15 protein-coding genes and 1 pseudogene are annotated in these 23,320 nt (G+C 68.3%); 7 read left to right on the forward strand and 9 right to left on the reverse strand.

Annotation, left to right across the window (positions count from 1 at the left end; all coding sequences use genetic code 11):
- Positions 1-119 precede the first annotated feature (119 nt).
- The 7 genes from ACFWYS_RS36320 to ACFWYS_RS36350 form a co-directional block, all read right to left on the reverse strand.
- Positions 120-2,999 (reverse strand): glycoside hydrolase family 2 TIM barrel-domain containing protein, encoded by a 2,880-nt coding sequence (locus ACFWYS_RS36320; RefSeq protein ID WP_384778409.1) that lies wholly within the window; start codon positions 2,997-2,999, stop codon positions 120-122.
- 12 nt (positions 3,000-3,011) lie between these two features.
- Entirely contained in the window at positions 3,012-3,896 is an 885-nt protein-coding gene (locus ACFWYS_RS36325; RefSeq protein WP_384778513.1) for a carbohydrate ABC transporter permease, read from the reverse strand.
- 8 nt (positions 3,897-3,904) lie between these two features.
- Positions 3,905-4,867: a carbohydrate ABC transporter permease gene (locus tag ACFWYS_RS36330; protein ID WP_384778412.1), complete on the reverse strand. Its 963-nt coding sequence runs from the start codon at positions 4,865-4,867 to the stop codon at positions 3,905-3,907.
- A gap of 20 nt (positions 4,868-4,887) precedes the next feature.
- Complete coding sequence (locus ACFWYS_RS36335) at positions 4,888-6,144, reverse strand: ABC transporter substrate-binding protein (protein ID WP_384778415.1); 1,257 nt, start codon at positions 6,142-6,144, stop codon at positions 4,888-4,890.
- Positions 6,145-6,378: 234 nt separating this feature from the next.
- A complete protein-coding gene (locus tag ACFWYS_RS36340) occupies positions 6,379-8,226 on the reverse strand; it encodes a glycoside hydrolase (protein ID WP_384778418.1) in 1,848 nt (615 codons plus the stop codon).
- Positions 8,227-8,237: 11 nt separating this feature from the next.
- On the reverse strand, positions 8,238-9,485 hold the full coding sequence (locus ACFWYS_RS36345; protein WP_384778421.1) for an ROK family transcriptional regulator: 1,248 nt from the start codon (positions 9,483-9,485) through the stop codon (positions 8,238-8,240).
- 157 nt (positions 9,486-9,642) lie between these two features.
- Complete coding sequence (locus tag ACFWYS_RS36350) at positions 9,643-10,896, reverse strand: FAD-binding protein (RefSeq protein WP_384778424.1); 1,254 nt, start codon at positions 10,894-10,896, stop codon at positions 9,643-9,645.
- Positions 10,897-10,999: 103 nt separating this feature from the next.
- Between ACFWYS_RS36350 and ACFWYS_RS36355 the strand changes: the two genes are divergently transcribed.
- The 5 genes and pseudogenes from ACFWYS_RS36355 (at position 11,000) to ACFWYS_RS36375 (ending at position 17,571) form a co-directional block, all read left to right on the forward strand.
- The gene (locus ACFWYS_RS36355; protein WP_384778426.1) at positions 11,000-12,007 is read left to right on the forward strand and encodes a hydroxyacid dehydrogenase; all 1,008 of its coding nucleotides are present in this window, start codon (positions 11,000-11,002) and stop codon (positions 12,005-12,007) included.
- A gap of 149 nt (positions 12,008-12,156) precedes the next feature.
- Complete coding sequence (locus ACFWYS_RS36360; protein WP_384778429.1) at positions 12,157-13,488, forward strand: radical SAM protein; 1,332 nt, start codon at positions 12,157-12,159, stop codon at positions 13,486-13,488.
- A 258-nt stretch (positions 13,489-13,746) separates the two neighbouring features.
- Positions 13,747-15,237 carry a cellulose binding domain-containing protein gene (locus ACFWYS_RS36365; RefSeq protein ID WP_384778432.1) on the forward strand — a complete coding sequence of 497 codons (1,491 nt, stop codon included), beginning with the start codon at positions 13,747-13,749 and terminating at the stop codon, positions 15,235-15,237.
- Between the two features lie 239 nt (positions 15,238-15,476).
- Positions 15,477-15,908 (forward strand): annotated as a pseudogene (gene rsgA, locus ACFWYS_RS36370) (GTPase RsgA); the annotation flags it as partial.
- Between the two features lie 70 nt (positions 15,909-15,978).
- The gene (locus tag ACFWYS_RS36375; protein ID WP_384778435.1) at positions 15,979-17,571 is read left to right on the forward strand and encodes a recombinase family protein; all 1,593 of its coding nucleotides are present in this window, start codon (positions 15,979-15,981) and stop codon (positions 17,569-17,571) included.
- Positions 17,572-17,706: 135 nt separating this feature from the next.
- Here the strand turns inward: ACFWYS_RS36375 and ACFWYS_RS36380 are convergent, their stop codons facing one another.
- Complete coding sequence (locus tag ACFWYS_RS36380) at positions 17,707-18,816, reverse strand: hypothetical protein (RefSeq protein WP_384778438.1); 1,110 nt, start codon at positions 18,814-18,816, stop codon at positions 17,707-17,709.
- 605 nt (positions 18,817-19,421) lie between these two features.
- On the opposite strand from ACFWYS_RS36380, the gene ACFWYS_RS36385 reads away from it, so the two are divergent.
- Positions 19,422-20,102 carry a hypothetical protein gene (locus tag ACFWYS_RS36385; RefSeq protein ID WP_384778441.1) on the forward strand — a complete coding sequence of 227 codons (681 nt, stop codon included), beginning with the start codon at positions 19,422-19,424 and terminating at the stop codon, positions 20,100-20,102.
- Complete coding sequence (locus tag ACFWYS_RS36390) at positions 20,099-21,430, forward strand: hypothetical protein (protein WP_384778444.1); 1,332 nt, start codon at positions 20,099-20,101, stop codon at positions 21,428-21,430. The genes ACFWYS_RS36385 and ACFWYS_RS36390 overlap by 4 nt, the downstream gene beginning before the upstream one ends.
- Positions 21,431-21,592: 162 nt before the next feature.
- Here ACFWYS_RS36390 and ACFWYS_RS36395 read toward each other — a convergent pair whose 3' ends face one another.
- A complete protein-coding gene (locus ACFWYS_RS36395) occupies positions 21,593-23,212 on the reverse strand; it encodes a serine/threonine protein kinase (RefSeq protein ID WP_384778447.1) in 1,620 nt (539 codons plus the stop codon).
- Between the last annotated feature and the right edge of the window lie 108 nt (positions 23,213-23,320).

Consider the following 23,320-nt stretch of genomic DNA (forward strand, 5'->3'; position numbering starts at 1 on the left):
CGAGAGCGATTCGTCTCCTGCGCTGTCGCGCCTCCGCCCCCCCACCGCCCCCCCGCCGGCGGGTTTATTTCCGACGGTGTCGGAAAGTCGATCAATCGGTCAATCGATTTACAGTTTTCTCACTCCGCGGTCGAGAACACGAACGAGAACTCCGCCGGCTCGGCCCGGAGGAAGTACTGCGGCAGCGGGCCCGGCCCACACGACTGCGAGCCGATGCCGTGCTGACCGTGGTCGAGGTTGACCCACACGGTGTCACCCGGGGTGAGGTCGGTCAGGTGCCGGGCCGCGTCCAGCTGCTCGCTGGTCCAGCGCCGCGCGCTGAACCAGAACTCCGGGTCGCCCTCGATCCGCAGCCCGCCGAGCTCCAACCAGCGCACGTCGGCCCGGGCGCCGTTCTCCTGCGGACGGACGTACGGCGTCTGCAGCTCGTCCACGGTCGACCGCCAGCGGCCGACCATGGACGCCAGCCGGGTGTCCGGGTACGCCTCACCGGGGCCGCCGCCGAACCAGGTCACGGCGTCCGCCCGCCCGAGCCCGAACCGGACGCCGAGCCGGGGCAGCGGCACCTTCCAGTCGCCCTCCGGTGTCACGGACACGGTCAGCCGCAGCCGGGTGCCGTCGGAGGTCCACCGGTACACCGTGGCGAGGCCCACCTCCCAGGCGGCGGGCGCCACCCGGGTCCGTACCGTCAGCGCGTCGTCGCCCAGCTCGACGGCGTCCAGCCGGTGCCGCATGCGGTGCAGGCCGTACTTGCGCCACAGCATCCCGTAGCGGGTGTCGGTCTGCCATTCGGCGCCGGCGTCGTTGTCGGTGGGCGCCCGCCACACGTCCAGCCGCGGAGCCGTCACCTCGACACCGCCGATCGCCTTCAGCGCGCCGGTGCGGGCGTCGAAGGAGGCCGGGCCGAGGGTGATCGTCCGCTCGCCCGCCGTGGGCCTTTCGCTCGCGGTGACCGACGGCGACTGCCGTGCGGACACCGGCACCTGACCCCAGGCGACCACATGGTCCTTCGGCGCCCACACCGTGTCCGCCGCGAGCAGCGCCCGTACGGTCCACTGCGCCTCGGCCCCGCCCGCCGCGTCGGCCGGCGGCGCGGGCAGCTTCACCTCCGCGGACTCGCCGGGGGCGAGGGCCGGCACCGACAGGGCGCCCGTCTCGACCGTCTCGCCGTCCAGCTGGTACGCCCACTCGAAGGCGAGCGCCGACAGATCGGCGAAGTCGTACTTGTTCGTCACGCGTACGGTGCCGTCGGCGCCGTCGCCCTCGATACGGACCGGCTCGATGACCTTCTTGTACTCGACGAGCCCCGGGGAGGGCCGGCGGTCCGGGAAGATCAGCCCGTCGCAGACGAAGTTGCCGTCGTGCAGCTCCTCGCCGAAGTCGCCGCCGTAGGCGTAGCCCAGCTCGGCGTGGGTGATGCCGTGGTCGATCCACTCCCAGATGAAGCCGCCCTGCAGCCGGTCGTGGGCCTCGAACAGCCGCTGGTAGTCGGCGAGTCCGCCCGGCCCGTTGCCCATGGCGTGCCCGTACTCGCACTGGATGAAGGGAAGCTCGCGACGCTTGTGCGTCCCCCCGTCCAGACCCTGACCGATCTTCTCGACCTCGGCGTGGAAGGCGTACATCCGCGAGTACACGTCCGTGTCCCGGCAGTCGATGTCGCCCTCGTAGTGCACGAGCCGCTCGTGGTCCCGGCCGTGGATCCACTCGGCCATCGCGGTCAGCCCGCGCCCGGTGCCCGCCTCGTTGCCCAGCGACCAGAACACGATCGACGGGTGGTTCTTGTCCCGCTCGACCATGCGGGCGGCGCGGTCCAGCAGGGCGGGGGTCCAGCGGTCGTCGTCGACGGGGTTGTCGCGCCAGGCCTGCTCGGTGAAGCCATGGGTTTCGAGGTCGCACTCGTCGATGACCCACAGGCCGTACTCGTCGCACAGGTCGAGGAAGGCCGGGTGCGGCGGGTAGTGCGAGGTGCGCACCGCGTTGAGGTTGTGCCGCTTCATCAGCAGCACGTCCTCGCGCATGGTCTCCAGGTCGAGGGCGCGGCCCTTCTCGGGGTGCCACTCGTGCCGGTTGACGCCCTTGAAGAGGACCGCCTTGCCGTTGACCTTGATCAGGCCGTCTTCGAGTACGACGGTACGGAAGCCGATGCGCAACGGCACCCGCTCGCCGGCCGTGACCAGCTCGCCGTCGTACAGCCTGGGCTGCTCGGCGGACCACGGCTCGACGGGAACCGTCACCGATTCCCCGGTGGCGACATCGATGTCGAGGGCGGGCACGGACACCCGTCCGTCGACGTCCGAGTCGACGCGCAGGGTGCCCTCGCCCGTGCCGTGGTCGTAGGACGCGTGCACGAAGAAGTCGCCCGCCGCGCCCGCCGGGCGGTGCAGCAGGGTGACGTCACGGAAGATGCCGGGCAGCCACCACTGGTCCTGGTCCTCCAGGTAGGAGCCCGCCGACCACTGGTGCACCCGGACGGCGAGCACATTGCCCGACGGCTTCAGCAGCCGCCCGACCGCGAACTCGTGCGGCAGCCGGGAGCCCTTGAACTCGCCGAGCTCCGTGCCGTTCAGCCAGATACGGGCGCAGGACTCGACGCCGTCGAAGCGGAGTACGGCGCTGCCGTCGTCCAGAGCCGGCCAGTCGTCCGGCAGGTCGAAGACGCGCAGGTGGTCGCCGGTCGGGTTCTCGGTCGGCACGTGCGGCGGATCGACCGGGAAGGGGTAGAGGTGGTTGGTGTAGATGGGCGAACCGAACGCCCCGTCGCCCTGCAGGACCCAGTGACCGGGGACCGTGACCTCGGCCCAGTCCCCGGCGTCGTACCCCTGCGCGGCGAAGGAGTCGTCCTCGGCGTCGACGGTCGCCGACACCCGGAGGCGCCAATTTCCGTTCAGGGAGAGGGACTTCGCGTCCGAGGCGGCGTACCAGGCACGGGGCGGGAGGGCCCCGGTGCCGGGTGAGACGTCCTCGACGTAGGCGACGGAGCGGGTGGTGCGGAAAGACATCGGTCTCCTTGCTCAGCCCTTGATGCCGGTCTGTGCGATCCCCTGTACCAGCCAGCGCTGGAGGAAGAGGAACACGAACACCAGGGGCAGGATGGAAATGGCCGTGGCCATGAAGATCAGATGGAACACGACGGTCTGGTTGGTCATATAGCTGGAGAGCGCGACCTGGACGGTCCACGAACTCGGGTCCTGGCCGATGACCAGCGGCCACAGGAAGGCGTTCCAGCCGTTGATGAAGGTGATGGTCGCCATGGCCGCGAAGAAGTTCAGCGAGTTGGGCACCACGACACGCCAGTAGGCGCCCCAGTAGCCCAGTCCGTCCATGCGCGCCGCCTCCTCCAGCTCCTTGGGGAACCCAAGGAAGTACTGCCGGAACAGGAAGCAGGTGAAACCACTGAACAGGCCCGGGATGATGAGCCCCCGGTAGGTGTCGACCCAGCCGAGCGACGAGACCAGCACGAAGCTGGGCACGAAGGTGACCGCGGTCGGGACCATCAGGGTGCCCAGGACGGCGTAGAAGACCTTGTTGGCGTGCTTGTACGGGATGCGGGCCAGACCGTAGCCCGCGAGGGAGCACACCAGCAGGACGCCGACGGTGTGCAGGGTGGCCACGACCGCCGAGTTCCACAGGGACTGGGCGAAGGGGACCGTCTCGTCCGTGAAGAGCTCGCTGATGTTGCCCCACTGGATGTCCGTGGGGAAGATCTGCCAGTTCTCGCCGGTGATCTCGGCATCGGTGGACAGGGCGTTGCGGAGGAGGACGTAGAACGGGATCAGGAAGAGGAAGGCGGCGACGCCCGTGGCGATGTAGAGGCCGGTGGAGCTCATCACGCCGCCACCGCGGCCGGCCCGGCCGGGCTTGTCCGACGTCGGCGCGGATTTCCGCACCTTGGGCATGGCGGTGGTCACTTGGACTCGTCCCCCCTTCCGAAGCCCATGATCTTGCCCTGGAGCAGGGTCACGGCACAGATCAGTACGGTCAGGATGAGCGCGCCCGCGCTGCCGGCGCCGTAGTCCTGGCTCTCGCCCAGGGCCTTGTAGTACAGCTCGACGAGCGGCGGGCGGCCCCAGGTGGTCTTCGACAGCAGGTTGAAGAACTCGTCGAAGGCCTGATAGGCGGCTATGAGCAGCAGCAGGATCACCGCGGTGGACGTGGCACGCAGCTGGGGCAGGGTGATGTACCGGAAGGTCTGCCAGCCCGACTTGGCGCCGTCGATGGCGGCGGCCTCGTACAACTCCTCCGGGATGTTCTGCAGCGCCGCGATGAACAGGATCATGTAGAAGCCGGACTGCAGCCACAGCCGGGCGGTCACGATGACCAGCCAGTACCAGGGCGGGTTGGGGTCGATGAGCCAGGCGATGTTCTCGATCCCGAACCAGCCGAGGACGGTGTTCATCAGGCCGAAGCGGACCCCGCTGAAGATGGACATCTTCCAGATGAGTGCCGCGGCGACATAGCTGACGGCGGTCGGCAGGAAGAAGACCGAGCGGAAGAACGCCCGCATGAAACGCATCCGGTTCACCAGCAGGGCCAGGCCCAGGGAGAGCGCCCAGGTGGTGGGCACGATGAACGCGGCGAAGACGGTGAAGGTGCCGAGCGAGCCGACGAAGTCGTCGTTGGTCAGCATGTACGTGTAGTTGTCGAACCCGACGAACTTGTCGGGCGTGACGGTGAAGCGGGCTTCGAAGAAGCTGAGCCAGAGGCTCCAGAGGATCGGCGCGTAGACGAAGATCGCCAGACCGATGAGGAACGGCCCGGTGAAGAGCCAGAAGTTGAGGGTGGCGCTGCCCCGCAGCCCCCGCCGCGGCTTGGCCGACGAGGCTTTCGCCGGGGCGGGGCGCGCGAGGTCGCGCGTCGTTGTCGACATGTCGTGGTCCGTCCCGCGGTCTATCCGAACAGCTTCTTGAGCTCGCGGTTGACGGCCACGTCGGCCTTGTCGAGAGCCTTCTCCGGATCCATGTCCTTGCGGACGGAGTTGGCGAAGACGTCCTCCAGGGAGGTGATCATGGCCTGGGTCCAGCCGATGTTGTCGAAGTGACCGAACTCGTTGAAGAGCCTGACGCCCTCGGCGGCGTTGCCCGACTTGAGCTTGGTGGCCGTCTTCGCGAGCGAGGTACGCGGCGGGATGTGGAAGCCGTAGGAGGTGGCCCAGTCCTCCTGGTACTTCTTCTGGTCGATCCACAGCCACTTGACGTACTCCTTGGCCGCGTCGACGTTCTTGCCCTTGGCGTTGACGAACATCGACCAGCCGCCGTTGTAGACCGACTGCTTGCCGGAATCGACGGTCTTCGGGAAGGGGAAGACGCCCCAGTCGTCGCCGAGCGCGTCCTGGATCTGCGGCATCGCCCACATGCCGCAGAACTGGATGGCACACAGGCCCTGGTTGAGCGAGGAGGGGTCCCAGGACTCGGTCGGGGCGCCGAGCAGGAGGTCGCCGCTGGTGAACAGCTTGCGCATCTTCTTGATGCCCTCGATGACGCCTTCCGTGTGGTAGGCGATCTGGTTCTTCTCGTCGAGGGTGTCGGCGCCCGCCGACCAGATCATCGGGTTGATGACCGAGTGCAGGTCGTTGCCCATGTACAGGCCCTTGACCTTGCCGGTGGTGAGCTTGGCGGCGGCCTCCATCAGCTCGTCGAGCGTGGTCGGCACCTCGACCTTGGCCTTCTCCAGCATCGACTTGCGGTAGAAGAAGAACTGCGGGTCGTCGATCATGCGGACGCCGTATATCTTGCCGTCGACCGTGTGCGACTTGATGTCGGCCGGGTTGAAGTCGTCCTTGACCGGGTCGATGAGGTCGGTCAGGTCCGCCACCTGGCCGCTCTTGACCATCTGGATCTGCGGGTGGAACTCGAAGAGATCCGGCGCGTTCTTGGTGAGCAGGGACGAGAAGAGCTTGCTCTCGTAGTCCGCGCTGGTGATCCACTGCGTGGTCACGTTGGCGCCCTTGTACGCCTTCGCGTACCGCTTGACGGCCTGCTCGGTGCCGGCCTCGCCGTACGCGTGGAACATCTGCACGAGGCTGTCGCCGGAGCTGCTCCGGCCGGTGTTGCCGCCGCACGCGGCAAGTCCGCCGGCAGCGGCGAGACCGAGCGCGGCTCGAAGCGCGGTGCGGCGGTCGAAGTTCCTGTTGCTCAATGCCGACATGCTGACGTCCTTGTCTCGTAGTACGGCTGCGGCCCCGCGCCCCTGGCTGGAGCGGCTCGGCGCCAGTTGGCTCAAATGGGGGTGCGGTGCGGGACGTTAACCTTCGGCTAAGGCTTCGGCAAGGGGTTGGACGAAGTCTGCACGAAGCGTTGTGCAACGTTCGGGATACCGGACGTGACGGGGGTTGCGGGTCACCGCACCAGCGACCCGCAACCCCCCTTCAGAACACGGGAATTACTGCCGGAACCACGCCTGGTTGGTCCCGCCGTTGCAGGTGTACACACCGACCTTGCTGCCGTCGGCGGTCGCCTGTCCGCCGACGTCGAGGCACTTCCCGGAAGCCTCGCTGACGATCTGCCCGTTGGAGTTCAGCAGCCACCGCTGGCCCGCGTCACCGGTGAAACCGGCGGACGCGGCGAGCCCCGAACTCCCCACCGTCAGATAGCCGTTGGCGCCCTTCAGTGCACCCCTCTTGTCGTACGACCAGACCTGCTCCGTCCCGTCGGCGCAGGTGCCGATCGTCGCGCCCGAGGCGTCCGCCGTCAGGCACTTGCCGGACTGCTTGCCCTGCCAGGCACCGGTCACCGCCGAGGCGGCGCCGAACGGTTTCTGGTCGAGGACGTACGTCGTGATGGAGCGGGCCGGCAGCGATGCGGACACCGTGCCGCCCTTGACCGACGGCCTGGCCACGTTCGCCCAGTTCTCGTCGGCCGACGTACGCACCGCCTTGGCGGCCCGCAGCGGCGACCTGCTGTTGAAGTGCAGGTTCAGGGCGGTGTCGGTGGTGTTGTGGTTGTTGACCACGACCACCCACTTGCCGTCGTGGTCGTAGGCGGAGGCCTCCACGCCGTCCGGCAGCCCCGTCACGTTGTGCATGACCGAGCCCGGCTTCACGAACTTGCTGTACTGGCCGAGCGCGTAGTAGCGCTTGGTGAAGTACAGCGTCTGGTTGCCGTTCTTCGCGTAGTCCGGGTCGTAGTAGATCAGGCCGTCGTTCCAGCCCTGGTCGTTCTTGGCGAGCGGGTCGGTGCCGATCATCTCGGACAGGGCGACCCACCAGTGGAACGCCGAGTCGTGCGCGGTCGCGAAGTCCTTGTAGATGATCCGGGAGAGGTTCAGACCGCCGTCGATCGTGGGGTCGTACTCCTGGGCCCAGCCCGTGCCGCCGTTGCCGAAGCAGCAGATCTCGGTGGACCAGGACGTCTTGCCGACCGACCTCGACGTCTCGTACACCTTCGCGCGGTTGGCGTCGGAGGGGTTGTCGTAGGTGTGGTGGGCCAGCTTGTCGACGTACTGGGCGGTGCCCGGCTCGTTGATCCAGCGCGGGACCTCGTCGTTGAACTTCACGGTGCTGGTGGACTCGTCGGCGATGATGCCGGTCCGCTGCCCCCGGGCCCGCTGCTCGGCGCCCAGGGCGCGCACGATGTCGTCGCGCTGCGGGACGTCGACGAGCATGCCCTCCTGGCCGCAGGAGTCGAAGCTGTTCGTCGGCTCGTTGAAGGGGCTGATGTAGTCGAACTTCACGCCCTGCTTGCCGAAATGGTCGGTGACATCGGCGACGTACTTCGCGAAGTCCTGTTCGTTCTCGGTCTTCAGATAGCCGCCGCAGCTCTTGCCGTTGGTCTTCCACTCGGCCGGCACGCTGTTGACGAAGGCGATCAGGTCCTCGACGCCGTACTTGGCGGCGGCGGACAGGAAGGTGCGGCCCGCCTTGTCCTTGCTCCAGTCGTAGGTGCCGTCGTCGTTACGGAAGTCCTCCGGGGCGCGCGGTGCGTAGGTGACGCCCGTGCCGCCGCCGCCGATGTTGTAGCGGTAGGCGCTCAGGTCCAGGCCACCGGTGGAGAACAGCAGCTTGGCGACCCGGGCCTGGACCTTCGGGTCGAAGTTCTTCAGGTCGTTGACCCACCAGGCGCCGGAGGCACCGATGTTGTCGATGGCCTGGGCGGCGTGCGGGGAGACCTCGGCCGCCGGGGAGTCGGCGGCGCCCGCGGGCGGGGCGGATATCAGGGGGCCTGCGACGGCGAGCGCGGCGGCGGCCGTCAGCAGTACCGATCTTCTGGGGTGGGGGTGAGTCACGTGCATCCCTTCCGTCGTCATGAAGGTGGTGCGGTACGGCTCCTTGCGGGGGTGGTGCGCTTTGTTGCGGTCCTCTGGCCCACGGACTGCAGTGCGCCCTCCAGCGCGAACGTCGCCGCGCCCAGGCACGCCGGGTCGGTGGGGATGGGGGAGAGGACGATCTCGGTGGCGGCCATCGGCCGCGGCAGCGCGTGCCGGCCGACGGCCTCGCGCACTTCGTGCAGTAGCGGTTCGCCGAGACTGCGGGCGACCCAGCTGCTGAGCACGACCACTTCGGGGTTGAGGACGTTGACCAGGTTGGCGATGCCGGCGCCGATGTAACGGGCCGTCTCCCGTACCACCTTGACGGCCACGGGGTCGCCCTCGGCCAGGCCGCGGGCCAGCGCGTCGATGGTGGCCGTCTGGTCCTCGGGGTGCAGCAGCGGGCTCTGCGGGCTGAGCTCGCGCAGGTTCAGCATGATGCCGGGCGCGCCGGCATAGGCCTCCACACAGCCGTGGTTGCCGCAGCGGCACAGCCGCCCGTCCAGGACGAGCGTCGTATGACCCCACTCACCGGCGCTGTTGCTCACGCCCCGGTACAGCCCGCCGCCGAGCGCGAGCCCGGCGCCGACGCCCGTCCCGAGGTTGACCACGACCGTGTCCCCGCGCCCGCGCGCCGCTCCGAACCACATCTCGGCGACCGCGCCGGCCCGCAGCGGGTTGTCCAGGTAGAGGGGGTAGGCGATGACCTCGGAGAGCAGGTCGAGCAGCGGCACGTCGTGCCAGTCCCAGTTGGGCGCGTACTCCGAGACACCGGTGTCCCGGTCCACCTGCCCCGGCACGCTCACCCCGACGCCCAGCACCCGTGCGCCCTCGATCCCGGCCTGCGCGACCACGGAGCCGACGGCGGCGGCCACATGGCCGACCACCTGCTCCGGCAGGTTCTCGCCGGGGCGCATGTCCTCGTCGGCGCGGGCGAGCACGTTCAGCGCGAGGTCGAACAGCTCGACATGGATGTACGTCTCCGCGATGTCCACGCCGATCAGCGCCCCGCCGGAGGCGTTGACGGCCACGAGCCCGCGGGGGCGGCCGCCCGCCGAGTCCTCGAACCCGACCTCCGTGATCATCCGGAGGTCGAGCAGCTCGCCCACGAGGGTGGCGACCGTGGCGAGACTGAGCCCGGTGGCGGCCGCCAGCTCCTGCCGGGAGGTGGGCGACGCGGCGATGATCTGGCGCAGCACCTCGTAGCGGTTCGCGGTGCGGATGTCGCGTGATGTGCGCTTCACCGGAGGTGCCCCCGTCCCTTCGCGTCCTGCCGGGGTCGACTTCGGCACCGGCGCGGCGCAAGGCTATGGCGTGCGCCGCCTTTCGACAAGGGGTTAGGAAAGGGGCTGAAGAAAGTCTTTCCGCTGGAAGCGCACGGTGTGGGGGCAGTGGCGAGTATCAGCCGTCGAGGACGTCCCGCACAAACGCGTTGGCGAACTTGCCCGCCGGGTCCAGCTCCCGTGCCAGCGCCCGGAAGTCGGCCAGCCGCGGATACCGACCGCGCACGGCCTGCGCCGGCATCGTGAACACCTTCCCCCAGTGCGGCCGCGGCTCGAAGGCGTCCAGTGCCTCCTCCAGCCGCCGCACCACCGGCAGTACGGCCGCCGTGTCCTCGATCCAGGTGAAGTGCAGGGCGACGGTGTCCCGGCCGTAGCAGGGGCTGAGCCACTGCCCGTCGACGGCGACCGTGCGCACCTCGCAGGTCTGCAGCACCGGGGCGACCGTCGCCCGGATCCCGTCGAGTGCCCGCAGCGCGTCCACGGCGTACCGGCGCGGCAGCAGATACTCCGACTGCAGCTCCGCCCCACTGCTCGGCGTGAACTCCGCCCGGAAGTGCGGCAGCCGCTCGTGCCACGGACCCGGCACCCCGAACTGCTCCGTGCAGTTGACCGCGGGCATCCCCGGCACCGGGTGCAGCTTCTCGATGGCGGGCGCCGCCCACGGGACGTCGGGCAGCGGCTGGTCGGTGCGCCGCTTGAGCCACACCTGGCGGAAGCCCGGCCCACGCCAGTCGGTGAACAGGCTCACGCTGTACGCCGACGACATCACCGCCCCGAACCGCTCCGAGTCCAGCCCGTCCAGGGGCAGTTCGGTGAAGAGGTGCTGCTCGACGTCGAAGGACGGCTCCAGGCCGAGGGTGAGCGCCGTGACGACACCGAGGGCGCCGAGTGCGGTGACGGCGCCGTCGAACCGCCGGTCGCCGCGGCCGACGGTCACCACCGACCCGTCCGCCGTGACCAGCTCCACCTCCCGTACGGACGCGGCCAGCGGGCCGTTGCCCACCCCCGACCCGTGGGTGCCGGTGGCGACCGAGCCGGCCACCGAGATGTGCGGCAGGGACGCCATGTTGGGCAGCGCGAGCCCATGGGCGTGCACCGCGCGGGCGAGTTCGGCGTACCGCACACCGCCGGAGACCCGGACCGTACGGGCCGTGCGGTCGACGTCGACCGTCGGCGGCAGGCCGGCGATCGACAGCAGGACGCCGTCGGGGCCCGGCTCGGCGATCCCGTTGAAGGAGTGCCCGCTGCCCAGCACCCGCACCTTCTCGCTCCCGGCCACCAGGGAGCTGACCGCGTCGAGCGAGCAGGGCCGGTGCAACTCCTCGGCGGAGTAGGTGATGTTGCCCGCCCAGTTGGTGATCGTCTCCGACATTCCTGCCGTCCCTCCACGTAAGTGCGCCTGCGTTGACCCTCTCATTCGCCGCCGCCTACCGTAGAGAGCGTTTTCTCACCGGTTTTCTGGGAAGGTCACTTCGTTGCCCGAGCGTCCCCAGGCGCTGTTCGCCATGACCGCCGAGAACGTGCCGCTCGTCTTCCCGTCGGAGGCGCTGGCACGGCTGCGGCAGTGCGTGGACATCGATCCGGCACTGGTCGCCGAGGACTTCACCGACCCGCTCCTGGCGGAGGCGCTCGCCCGCACCGAGATCCTCGTCACCGGCTGGGGGTGCCCCCGGCTGGACCCGGCCGCCCTCGACGCCATGCCGAAGCTGCGCGCGGTGCTGCACTCGGCCGGCTCGGTCAAGAGCCTCGCCACGCCCGAGCTGTGGCGGCGGGGCATCGCGGTGAGCTCGGCCGCCGCCGCCAACGCCGTGCCGGTCGCCGAGTACACGCTGGCCATGATCCTGCTCGCCGGCAAGGACCTCTTCGCCGCCCGCGACCGCCTGCGCACCGAGCGCGCCTTCCCCGGCTGGGGGCTCGTCCCCGGCATCGGCAACCACGGCCGCCGGGTCGGTGTGATCGGCGCCTCCCGCATCGGCCGCAAGGTGATCGAGCTGCTGCGCCCCTTCGACCTGGTCCCGAGCCTGACCGACCCGTACGTCGACGAGGCGGGCGCCGCCGCCCTCGGCGTCCCCCTGCTGCCGCTCGACGACCTCCTGCGCACCTCGGACGTCGTGACGGTGCACGCCCCCGAGACCCCGGAGACCCGGCACCTCGTCGGCGCCCGCGAGCTGGCCCTGATGCCCGACGGAGGGGTCCTGATCAACACCGCGCGCGGCGGCCTGCTGGACCACGACGCCCTGATCGCCGAGCTGCGCACCGGACGCCTCTCGGCGATCCTCGACGTCACCGACCCCGAGCCCCTGCCCGCCGACTCACCCCTGTACGACCTGCCGAACGCCTTCATCACCCCGCACCTCGCGGGCTCCCAGGGCAACGAGGCGGCCCGTCTGGGGCTCGCGGTCGCGGCGGAGGCCGGGCGGCTGGTGGCCGGAGAGCGGCCGGCGTACCCGGTCGATCCGGCGGCGCTGGAGCGGGAGGCGTAGGGCCGGTCCGGCGGATCATTCCGGCGGCGCGGGGCTCCTTTCGAGGTCGCCGACGCGGCGGGAGGGGGACCCGGCGCCGCTCACGCCCGGGCAGGGGCATACCGTGAGGAGTCGTACGCCAGAGAGCCTGTGCCGGGAGGAGATTACGGATGGGCAGCCGCACCGCGCTGGTCGAGGATCTGATGGAGCGATTCCCGCACGTTCCGCGGGAAGCCGTCTTCAAGGAGGATCTGCTCCGGGGCGGGGTCGCCTTCGACCCGTCCGCCCTGAGTGACAACGAGGACGGCGAGGTCAAGCCGAAGTCGTACTTCATCTTCTCCTTCGACCACGGCACCCTGCCCGAGCTCGGCGAGGCCGCGCTGCGCCGGCCGCCGGAGGAGATCATCCTCACCGGCGGCCCGTACGACCTGCGCCGCACCGTCGTCTCCGTGCGCGTGAACCCGGCCTCGCCCTACCGCGTCGCCGCCGACGAGCACGGCGTCCTCGGCCTCTACCTGGACGGCAAGCGCATCTCGGACGTCGGAGTGCCGCCCATGCCGGAGTACTACCGGCACACCCTCGCCAGCGGGAAGTCGGTCATGGAGGTCGCCCCGACCATCCAGTGGGGCTACCTGATCTACCTCACCGTCTTCCGCGTCTGCCAGTACTTCGGCGCCAAGGAGGAGTGCCAGTACTGCGACATCAACCACAACTGGCGCCAGCACAAGGCGGCCGGGCGGCCGTACACGGGTGTGAAGGACGTCGACGAGGTCCTGGAGGCGCTGGAGATCATCAACCGGTACGACACCGCGAAGGCGTCGACCGCGTACACGCTCACCGGCGGCGCCATCACCTCCAAGCTCCAGGGCCGCGACGAGGCCGACTTCTACGGCATGTACGCCAAGGCCATCGAGGAGCACTTCCCGGGCCGCTGGATCGGCAAGGTCGTCGCCCAGGCGCTGCCCAAGGACGACGTGCAGCGCTTCAAGGACTACGGCGTCCAGATCTACCACCCCAACTACGAGGTGTGGGACGAGTACCTCTTCAAGATGTACTGCCCGGGCAAGGAGCGCTACGTCGGCCGCGACGAGTGGCACAAGCGCATCCTCGACTCCGCCGACGTCTTCGGGGCCCGCAACGTCATCCCCAACTTCGTGGCCGGCGTGGAGATGGCCGAGCCCTTCGGCTTCACGACCGTGGACGAGGCGATCGCCTCCACGACCGAGGGTCTGCGCTTCTTCATGTCCAACGGCATCACGCCCCGCTTCACCACCTGGTGCCCCGAGCCGACCACCCCGCTCGGCAAGGCCAACCCGCAGGGCGCGCCGCTGGAGTACCACATCCGGCTGCTGCAGGCCTATCGCCAGACGATGGACGACTTCGGCCTGTCCTCCCCGCCCGGCTACGGCCCTCCCGGCCCCGGCCGCGCGGTGTTCTCGGTGAGCTCCTTCATGGACAGCCTTCCGGCGAACGAGACGGCGGAGGAGCCCGAGGCGGTATAGAGGAGCCCGAGGCTATAGGGGAGCGGTGTAGGGGAGGAGCTCCGGGCGCACCGGTGGGTTGCCCCAACCGGTGAGACGGACGGGGCCGGTATCCGTACAAGTGGCCGGAGTTGTGGGCGCGACAGTCTGTCACGACATCTGAACACGGCGCTTGTCAGTTGTGTTGAAACCGTGAAAGGCTCGGTGCCTGCCGCGAGGTTCCCCCCAACTCCATTGCCAATATGGCGAGTTGACCTCGCATGTGGATGCAGGAGACTCATGCCCGACCTGCCGACTCCCCAGGACGCCACCGAGGCCGCGCTGTTCTCCGAGTGCTGGGACGCCGTTCTGTCGTACGCCGACCTGTGCACGGCCGGCTCCGCGGCAGCCAACCAACTGGCCGCGGAGGCGTTCTCGACCGGCATACGCGAGGCCCGCGAGGCCGAGGCCGGGACCCACCGCGGCGCGGGCCGCCGCCCGGCCCGCCTGCCCCGGATCCCCCTCCTCCTGACCGCCGTACGCGCCACGGCGGCGACCTGGGAGGAGACCGGCCAGGGCCACAAACTCGACCCCGACCTGCGCCTGTGGCTCAACTCCGACAACGCCGCCCGCTACACCGGACCCCCGCTCCAGCGCCCGATCGCGCTGCGCGGACTGCGCGACATGCAGGAACCGGACGCCGCACTGCTGTGGCTGACCGAGGTGGAGGCACTGCCGCTGCCCGTGGTGGCCCGCCGGCTGGGGCTCGACCCGGACACGGTCTCCGAGGAACTCGCCCAGGTCCGGGGCCTGTTCAGGGACCGCTGCCAGCGCAACCATCTCGACACCCCGATGGACGCGCGGTGCCGCAGCTACGCCCGCCTCCTCGACGCCGTCACCCGCTCCTCGGCCGCCGGCACCCCGGACGACCTCTCCCGCCACCTCGCCACCTGCGTCCAGTGCGCCGAGGCCGCCGCCTGTCTGCGGCTGCACGGCGGCGGGCTGCCCGGGGCGCTCGCCGGCGGTGTCATCGGCTGGGGCGGCCTCGCCTACCTGGAGCGCCGCCGCCGGGCCACCGAGGTACGCCTCGGCGCCGGACGCGCCGACCGGGCCGACGCGGACGCCGGTCCGTCGGAGCCCGGCGCGCACAAGGCGCGCGTCGTACGCAACGGCCTGCTCGTCGCCGCCGTCCTCGTCTCCGCGCTCGCCCTCGCGGTGTCGATGATGCCGGGCGGCTCCACCGGCGACGGCATGACCGCGGGCGGCGACCCCTCCGACCGCCAGCCGGTCGCCGGCCCGGGCTTCTCCCTGCCGGTCACGGGCGCCACCCAGCCGGTGTCGGACTCGCCGGAACCGTCTTCGCCCCCGACCACGCAGGACGACGCCCCGCCCAAGACGAAGAAGCCCGACCCGGAACCCCAGGGCACCAAGTCCTCCACCGCCGAAGAGGAGGACCCGGAACCGTCCGCGAGCCAGGCGCCGACGTGCGGCGTCGACTACGACCTCGTCAACCAGTGGCCCGACGGCTTCCAGGTCACCGTCACCGTCACCACCGAACGGGCCCTCGACGACTGGCAGGTCGCCTGGTCCTTCCGGGACGGCCAGAAGGTCGGCCAGATGTGGGACGCGAACTTCGCCCAGAACGGCTCCCGGGTGACGGCCACGGCCGCCGACTACAACAAGGCGGTCCCCGCGGAGGGCAGCCTGGCGTTCGGCTTCATCGCGTCGTGGGAGGGCGAGAACTCGGCGGGGTACGACTTCACGCTGAACGGGCAGGACTGCGCGTCATAAATCGGTTGACGGGCCCTCGCGGGACCGGGCTAGAGTGACGGCGGTTCAGAGCGGTGGCCGGTGGCCGCCGCCGTCCAGCGGACATGAGTGAGGAGGTGTCGACCGATGGCTGTCATTGCGATGGGCGCTGCCCGCATCCAGTTCATCAAGTCCACCTCCGTGGCCGCCGGCTGACCTCACCTGATCTCTCCGCGTCTGTGCACGCGGCTGCCGGGGCCACCCTTGTGAAGGGTCACCCGTTGACTTCCACCTCTGTTTTCTCCGCGTTGGCTCCCTACGGCTGGGACTCCGTCTGGGCCGACGCGTTCACCCCGTACGACGCCGAGGGGCTGCTGCCCGGGCGCGTCGTGCGGGTCGACCGCGGGCAGTGCGACATCGTCACCGCCGACGGTGCCGTCCGGGCCGACACGGCCTTCGTCACCCCGCACGATCCGCTGCGGGTCGTGTGCACGGGCGACTGGGTCGCCGTGGAACCGGCCGGGAACCCGCGGTACGTACGCGCGTATCTGCCCCGCCGTACCGCCTTCGTACGCTCCACCTCCTCCAAGCGGTCCGAGGGGCAGATCCTCGCCGCCAACGTCGACCACGCCATCGTCGCCGTGTCACTGGCCTTCGAACTCGACCTCGGCCGCATCGAGCGATTCCTCGCCCTGGCCTGGGAGAGCGCCGCCTAATACAGCACAGCCCTCACCTGCACAGATGCCGTTTGGAGCGGCCGGATCTGTGTTGTAGGAGGGAAATATGGCGAAGCAGAAGGTGGCTGAGGAGTTCCGGGACGCGACCCCCGAGGAACTGGCGGGCAAACGCCCGGCTGACCTGGCCGACCTCTATCTCCGCCGCAGCAAGAAGAGGGAAACGGTCGAGACGCTCAAGCAGCACGCCCGTGACCTCCGCCGGGAGATGGACCGGCAGGGGCTCACCGTACGCAAGGTGTGGCTGGAGCAGCGGAGCGCCTCCAAGGCTCACATTCGTCGCGTGGAGCTCGAAAGCGCGATGGCCGCCGTCATGGACGGCGAGGTCAAGACGCTGGCGGTCTGGAAGACGGACCGTTTCGACCGACGAGGCATGGCTGCTATAGGCACTGCCCTGGACGAATTCGACCGGCGTCGCGCTCGGCTCTACGTCCTCCAGGAGAACCTGGACTCCAGCCAACCGGGCACCCGCATCGTCTTCGCCATCTTGGCCGAGCGGGCCCGAGAGGAGATCAAGGACCTTACTCTGCGGGTGACGACGGGCAAGACGGCCGCGCGTACGGCGGGAAAGTGGCCGGGGGGCCGAACGCCGTACGGTATCCGGTCTCCCAAGGGTTCGGGGCGGATTGAGCGGGACCCGTCCGAATACCCGTACGCACGCCGGATCGCGGATGACCTCTTGCTCGGGCGCTCGGCCATGCGTGTGGCGCACACTCTCAACGCTGAGGGAATCACGACCCGCGACGGCGCTCGCTGGGATGCGCGCGCGATCACCCGCATGGTCCGTTCCACAGCCTGGGCAGGCCTCCTACCGGCAAAGAACAGGTTGTACGACGAGTACGGCCAGCCATTGGACACCTGGGTGCCGACGGATGAACCGGTGCGAGACCCTGAGGGCAACCCGGTGGTCATCGGGACAGGCGTCGTCACGCCCGGGGAACGGCTGCGGATTCTTGCTCTGATCGACGAACGCGTCGCGAAGATCGGGGGAGGTTCGCGAGGAAAGCGCCCGCACACGACGCTTCTGGGGGGCTTCTTCTCCTGCCCGCGCTGTAAGGGTCCGATGAACGGTAGTGGTGGTGACCGAGGCCGCATGTACAGGTGTCGCACACGGGCTGTGCACGGTAAGGAAGTGTGCGCAGGCGTGGTGGTTCGAGCCGGACGCATGGATGCAGCCGTCGAAGCGATGTGGCTGAGTCACGTCTCCGCGCTTGAGTACGGAGACCCTGGCCTTGATGCCATCGTTCGGCGTTGGACCGTCCTCCACGACGTTGAGCGGGAGTTGCGGAGGAAGGACGTCATGGCCGCGCTCGATGCTGCCAACTCCCGTCGCGACAAGTTGGAGCACGACTTCTACGTCGAGGGAACGCTGGCGGAGGACCGATTCAAGGCCTTGTCTGTTGAGCAGACGTCAGTCATCGACACTCTCGAAAGTGAGGCTGCGGAACTTGCGCGAGAAGCGGACCTGTCGATCTTCTTCGCGGATGGACAGGCACTGGCGGAAGCGTGGCAGGAGTCGACGATGGCGGACCGGCGCATGCTGCTCGGATGCGTCATGAAGTCTCTGACGATCACTCCCGCTCTCCGGCAGGGGGATCAGACGCCGATCATGGACAGGCTCGTTCCTGAATGGGTGGCGTGACGCACTCGTAGCCTGTGGGCCGCGGGTTCGATTCGTGGCGGTGGCCGATGAGGCCCAGGCCAGACGCGACAGACCTGAGCCTTTCATGACCCGAGAAGGGAACAGAACCCGGCGTACAGCCCGACTCGTCTGCCGCTACCTATTTCCGCAGGTCAAGGTGCATGTTTGTTCGTTGAACAAACTGGCCGGGGCGAATCTGGGTCGAATCCGGGCTGTGTGGGTGGGTGACGGCGCGGAGATATACGGCTCGTATCGTCCATCCTGTCCTACTGATATGGGGCGTGCGGGGTATATGGGGCACCTGTCGGGTGCAGGATGCGGCCCCAAGTCAGTGGCCAGCGAGTTGGGACGCTTCGAACGTCTTCGAAAGTATCGTCCGGTGTGTCTCTTTGCTGGCGGGACTGGGCGCAGGTCATTCCGTCCGCTGTGACTCGCTGGTGGATCCGCTTTCGGGGGTGCTTGCTTCACGCGTTGTGCTGCGTCGAGGTTTACCTCGATCGTCAGGTCCTCGCGGTTGTCGTCAATCCTCGCGGCGAGTGCCTGGATGGACGTGGCGTCGAACCGGTATCGCGGTGGCCAGTCGAGTATGGGATTGACCGGTGGCCAAATCGGCACGGCAGAACCGTGAAAGTCCTCTAGGGGAGCGAGGTCTCCTTCGTGGAAGGGGACAAGCACCTGGAACGCAACCTTGACCACCGAGAAAGTGACGCACAGGCCGAGGAAGCCGTCACTTGAATCGTTCCCTGGCATGTGGATCGGGCGCGACACCACAGTCAGCGGGTTCACGTCGTGGTACGCGGCGATCCAGACCCGCATCCCGTGATGAGGTTGGCGGAAGATCTCCAAGCCCTGCCCGGCGCCGTGAGGAACGATGTTGCTGCCTATCGCATCGAAAAGGATGGCCATCTTGGTGGCCCACAGGGCGAGTCGGCCTTGGGCGTGCTCGTCCAGCGATCTCACGTGGAAGAACATCGGGACGAGGATGTCCTTGACGTCGTTCTCCAGCGTTGACATCCATGTGTTGTTGCAGTGCTGGCAGACACGTGTTGTCGGCCAGTTGATACGCCGCCGATGGGGATCCGAGCTCCGTACGCCGTGGCGCTCCATCTCGCGCACGAGCCACTTGGGGTAGATGTCCTCGTCGGTGGGCTGGGCGTGTGGGTCCTGGCAGAAGGGGCAACGGCCTGGTGAAGGGGCCATCCAGTTCGTGTGGGCCTGGCCTTCGAGACTCGTGTCGATATCCATCGTGGTCAGGATGTCGGCCAGTTGGGCTCTGCCCGCGCGGAGGAGTTGGACAGCCGTTCCGAGGCAAGCGCGGTGAGCTGCCCCCAACATATAGAGCGGTTCGTCATTCGGTGGTGGAAGGGGATCCGAGAACATGCGTCCTACGTCGACGCGTGTTCCGATCAACCAGCTCCCAGAGCGCGTGCCGCCAATCTCCACCCATGAGTCGCGGGCGCGCTTGACGAGCTCGCCGCAACCGGCGAGGCAGTCCAGTCTGCGCCAGTCCCAACTCCATGAACTCCATGCAGTCGCCATGGCTAAGCGTGACAGAGGCTGAGCTGATCTGTCCCGAAGATTTCTGCAGACAGCATTTGCCCGCAGCCGAATCCGAAAAGCGGCAAAGCTTCAGTGCCGGCCAGCAGCGGTGTGGGGCAGTTGACACCTGTCGGCAGCCGGGCGTGGTGCCAAGGCCGCCTGGCTGGCCGCGAGGCAAGTGGCAGGGATGGATCACGCCCAGCATTGCTCGGACGTGACCCACCTGCTGGCGCTTGGTAGTGATCGGGCTTTGACGCTGCTCAGTGGGTGAAGAGGTTGCCCAAGCCCAAAGTCGGCCGGACCATGGAGTCATGGACTACCGTCCCCTCCTCGCTCAGCACGCTGTCCAGCTCACCCACGACGTACCGCGGTGGGACGATGCCGCACAGATCGCCGGGCTCGACCCATACGTGTGCAAGGCCTCGTACGTCTGCGGTGTCATGCGCGAGTTCATGCAGGCCTCTGGGCTCAACTTCGAGCACAACTACTACCTAGGGTCGCTCTTCCTCGCCCTCGATGCCACCGAACTGCTCGGCCGGATCGTCAGCGGCAAGCGCGGAACAGACGGCAGCACCGAAGTCCTTCGGACGGGTGTGAGGTACCTGGAGGGTCACGCTGATCCGCAGGCCAGGCCCTTGCCGCACTCCGCAGCGCAGTACGTGAAGCTGAGGAACTTTGCGGGGCATGGCGCGGCGCAGCTCGCGCGTACCGTGGCCTTCACCCCTGACTCGACTCAACTGCTGCTCCGGCACTTGGCCTACGTGTTGAACACGATGTGGGAGGACCCATCTCTGTCGGCCAACCTGGCCGCAGCTGAGATCCATCCGCTATTCACCGTGGTCAAGGGAAGCCGACAGCCGGTGTATGTGCGCGACATCCAAGAGCACCTCATGACATCTCAGCCGGCCGACGGTTTAGAGCACGACTGCTGGCGATACGACGAGGCTGCGATCCTGGACAACTCATCTCTGTCAGCGAGTGGAACCGCTTGACCACGATGAACACGCCTCCAGCAAGTCCACCGCTCACGCCGGTCTACCCGTACAACAAACCGGGCCGGCCCATCCTCCTGCACGACGGCCCGATGGGTGGGCTCGGCACAGATGATGTCCCTGGCCGCGTCGAGCTGACCTGCTCAAACGGGTTCAACCTTGAGTGGGAGGTTGGCGGTGGCGCGACGCTGGGCTTCGCCAACCGAGACCAGGTTCCCCTGACACTTCGTCGTCCCGTGGGCGACATGACCCTGCCTGGGTTCCCCCGGAGCGTCGATGGTGGTTGGTCGAACGGCGCCGTCTTCGGGAACTCCGATGCTCCCTTGAGCCGAATCCTCGTTCATTGGTTCAACCTGCCCAACTGGCATGGACCGTTGGGACTGGTAGAGGAGACGCCGCGCGGCAAGCATGAATGGTCGGGCCGATGGTTGCTCGAAGCCAATGGATGGAAGATCACGCTCGACGTTCGTCCTGACCACCAGCAGGTCTGGCAGGAACTCCACAAGACCGACGTGTACGTGATGACGCACGTCATGGAGGTGCGTCGCGCCGATGATTCCGTCTTTACGGCCGACGAAGCCGACCCGTTGCTGACGGCGCTGCACGTCGGTATCTCGTTTGCCCTCGGTCGCTGGGCTGCCCCGATGCTGCCCGTGGGAGAAGACGGCGACGGTCGAGTGGTCTGGGAGCAGTGGCGAGCCGCTCACTGCGACCCGGCACGCTCGAACAGCGAAGGCTGGTGGTACGACCAAGATCACGAATCGCTCGGCGACTTCCTGCGTCTGGCGATCGCCGCCTTCCTCGACCCGGACAAACTCACGCCCCTGCGATTCCAGATGATGTACGCGATCTCGGCCTTGCGGAGCCGAGACTTCGTCGAGCCCCGAATCATCATGGGGACAGCCGGCTTGGAGCACATCATGTGGCAGAGCCTCGTCTTGAGCGGTGCCCTGACCGAGCGGGAGTACAAGCGGCGGCCAGCTCACGACCTGCTGCGCACGGTGCTGCGCGACGCCCAGATTCCGGTCGACATCAACTCTGGCCTGTTGACGGCAGCCGCGCAGCACGCCGCCGATGTGAAGGCAAAGGAGAACAAGGACATCGACGGGGCCGATGTCGTCACGTGGGTCAGGAACCGGCTGGTACACCCGCAAGAATCGCAGGAGCGGGTCTACGGACTGGACGGGCTGACGCGAGATGCATGGCTTCTCGCTCGCCACTACCTCGTGTTGCTGATCCTCAACTCGCTCGGATATACCGGAAATTACCGGGACCTCACCTGCATCGCGGGCTGGGTAAGTGACGTTACCAAGGTGCCTTGGCGCTGAACACGGTGGGGCGACCATGTGCCAGGCTCGGACGGATGCCCGTGAAGGGCCGTACTTACGGTCGTTGGCCGCAACCCGTCAACGACGCCAATCAAAAAGAGGCTTCCGAATCATCAGGTCAAGCCCGGCACTTTTGTTAGGAGTCGTAAAGAGAATCGAGCGCTACACGCGGCAGCTGTCGATGTGGGTGACTTCGCGGTAGTCGACGATGGTGGGGCTGGCCATGGACTCTCGGTAGACAAGGACGGCACGGCCGTAGGGCCAGGCAGTGTCGTTGCCGAAGTTCTGCTGGGCTTCGGAGCAGCTGCCGAACATCAGGCCGCGGACGATGTCAGTGAATCCGGTGTCGTCACGGTAGTCCTGTCCTTCCGGGTAGATGCCGGGGCCGAAGGTGACGAACATGGTCTGGGCTGCGGGGTTGAAGGTCACGGTCACGGTGTCGCCCATGTATTGCTGTCCCTGAAGGATTGGCGCTGCCTCCGTGATCAGGTGCTGTGCGGCAGTCTTCTCGGCCGAGGTGGCCGGGAGCCGGGCTGAGGCCCATTCGTCCACGTTGGGCTGGGCGTTGTCGCTGCGGGTGTAGGCGGGGGAGGGGACGCTAGCGCGTTGGGGGGTTTGAGACGTCGCTGGCGCCGAGGGGGAGGCCGTAGCAGGGCTCGTTGCCCGGGAGGTGGACTGCTGGGCCGCGGCGGTGGCAGTGGCGGCGCTCGTGTGGCTGCTCGGTGTGGGGGCCTGGCCGTGGGCGGCGTTTGATGATTGGGAGGCAGCCGCGAGGGCACCGCCGAGACTGCCGAGGACGGCGGCGGCCACGGCGACCGTCAGATACAGGCGTGTGCGGTTATTGCGCCTGGGCGGGGTGGGCCAGGCGGGTTCGGCTTCAGGTGTCAGGTCCCAGTGCGCGCTGACGAGGTCGGATATCAGGGTGGGCTGCTGGTCGCCAGACGTGACGGCGGCGGTCGCCTCGGCTGAGAGCAACTCGGTGCACTCACCCGCGAGTTCAGCGGCACTCGGCCTATCAGACGGGTCCTTGGACAGAGCCTTCTCCACCAGGCGCCGCAGGCTGGTCGGTACGCCCTCCAGGTCTGGCTCGGCTTGCATGACGCGGAAGGCCACCGCATCAGCGGCGCCGCCGCCGAAGGGGAGGCGGCCAGTGGCTGCGTAGGCGAGGAGGGCCCCCCAGGCAAACACGTCGGCTGGGGAGCCGACGGCGCCGGTGCGGTAGTGCTCGGGACTGATCCAGCCGGGCGTGCCGGTCATCACTCCGGTGCGGGTGACCGAAGTGCCGTCCAGGGCGTGGGCAATGCCGAAGTCCAGGACCTGTGGTCCGGAGGGGGCCAAGATGACGTTCTGCGGCTTCACGTCCCGATGGATGACGTCCTGCGCGTGTACAGCGGCGAGTGCGGCTGCGGTGCCGGCGGCCAGCGCGTACAGACGCCCTCCGGACAAGGGGCCGTTGGCCGTCACGTGCTCGTTGAGGGTGAGGCCGGGGATATAGGGCGTGACGAGCCAGGGCGTCGCAGCTTGGGTGTCGGCGTCGCGGACCGGAACCAGGCACGGCCCGGTGACGCGCTGGGAGAGCTGCACTTCCCGCCGGAACCGAGCGCGGAACTCATCGTCTGCGGCCTGAGCCGGATGCACGACCTTGACGGCGACCCGCTCGCCAGTAGCCGTGAGAGCGGCGTACACCGTGCCCATGCCGCCGGATCCAAGCCGCCCCACAACGCGGTAGGGCCCCACCTGGCGCGGGTCGCCCTGCTGCACCGGCTGAACACGGTTGGACACGACAGCTCCCCCAGGCGGCTTACGGCGCACATCGGCCGCAACGATGGGCAGATCGTATCGACGTGATGTTCACCGAGCGGCTCAAGTGCCATATCCCGTCCCCAGCCG

The organism is Streptomyces sp. NPDC059010, from assembly GCF_042740355.1.
In the GTDB taxonomy this organism is placed as follows: domain Bacteria; phylum Actinomycetota; class Actinomycetes; order Streptomycetales; family Streptomycetaceae; genus Streptomyces.

Bases quoted from the DNA above. Each gene is read 5' to 3' on its own strand.
- ACFWYS_RS36320 (WP_384778409.1), bottom strand. From the start codon at position 2,999: ATGTCTTTCCGCACCACCCGCTCCGTCGCCTACGTCGAGGACGTCTCA.
- ACFWYS_RS36325 (WP_384778513.1), bottom strand. From the start codon at position 3,896: ATGCCCAAGGTGCGGAAATCCGCGCCGACGTCGGACAAGCCCGGCCGG.
- ACFWYS_RS36330 (WP_384778412.1), bottom strand. From the start codon at position 4,867: ATGTCGACAACGACGCGCGACCTCGCGCGCCCCGCCCCGGCGAAAGCC.
- ACFWYS_RS36335 (WP_384778415.1), bottom strand. From the start codon at position 6,144: ATGTCGGCATTGAGCAACAGGAACTTCGACCGCCGCACCGCGCTTCGA.
- ACFWYS_RS36340 (WP_384778418.1), bottom strand. From the start codon at position 8,226: ATGCACGTGACTCACCCCCACCCCAGAAGATCGGTACTGCTGACGGCC.
- ACFWYS_RS36350 (WP_384778424.1), bottom strand. From the start codon at position 10,896: ATGTCGGAGACGATCACCAACTGGGCGGGCAACATCACCTACTCCGCC.
- ACFWYS_RS36360 (WP_384778429.1), top strand. From the start codon at position 12,157: ATGGGCAGCCGCACCGCGCTGGTCGAGGATCTGATGGAGCGATTCCCG.
- ACFWYS_RS36365 (WP_384778432.1), top strand. From the start codon at position 13,747: ATGCCCGACCTGCCGACTCCCCAGGACGCCACCGAGGCCGCGCTGTTC.
- ACFWYS_RS36375 (WP_384778435.1), top strand. From the start codon at position 15,979: ATGGCGAAGCAGAAGGTGGCTGAGGAGTTCCGGGACGCGACCCCCGAG.
- ACFWYS_RS36380 (WP_384778438.1), bottom strand. From the start codon at position 18,816: ATGGATATCGACACGAGTCTCGAAGGCCAGGCCCACACGAACTGGATG.
- ACFWYS_RS36385 (WP_384778441.1), top strand. From the start codon at position 19,422: ATGGACTACCGTCCCCTCCTCGCTCAGCACGCTGTCCAGCTCACCCAC.